The sequence below is a fragment of the Komagataeibacter kakiaceti JCM 25156 genome, from assembly GCF_000613305.1.
The window spans coordinates 1-651 of record NZ_BAIO01000856.1 but is presented as its reverse complement, the minus strand read 5'-3'; the positions used below and the strand labels follow the sequence as shown (position 1 = coordinate 651).

The following is a 651-nucleotide window of genomic DNA, read 5'->3' as shown; positions in this document are numbered from 1 at the left end:
CTGGACCATGGCGGCCATTACGGGCGCCACCGGGCTGGAGCCGACGCTGGCGGCGGTGCGTAACGGGAAATCCGTGGCGCTGGCCAACAAGGAGGCGCTGGTCTGCGCGGGCGATGTCATGCTCAAGGCGGTGGCCGATGCGGGCGCGACCCTGCTGCCGGTCGATTCCGAGCATAACGCGGTGTTCCAGTCGATGGCGGACAAGCAGGCCAGCGAGGTCGAACAGATCATCCTGACCGCGTCCGGCGGCCCGTTCCGCCGCGCCACGCTGGAGGAAATGGAAAAGGCCCCCCTGGAAGCCGCGCTCAAGCACCCCACATGGACGATGGGGGCCAAGATCACCATCGATTCCGCCACCATGTTCAACAAGGGGCTGGAACTGATCGAGGCCGCGCGCCTGTTCAACGTGACCGAGGACAAGCTGGGCGTGGTCGTGCATCCGCAGTCCGTGGTGCATGGCATGGTGCAGTATACCGATGGCTCCATCGTGGCGCAGCTTGGGTCGGCCGACATGCGGATCCCCATCGCCCACACGCTGGCCTGGCCCGCGCGCATGCCCACCAATTCGCCGCGCCTGGATCTGGCGGCGCTGGCGCGTCTCGATTTCGAGGCCCCGGATGAGGTCCGCTTCCCCGCGCTGCGCCTTGCGCG

Annotated in this window: 1 pseudogene; it reads left to right on the top strand. The window is 67.7% G+C overall.

What is annotated here, in order from left to right:
- A pseudogene (locus JCM25156_RS19545) lies at positions 1–651 on the top strand (1-deoxy-D-xylulose-5-phosphate reductoisomerase); the annotation flags it as partial.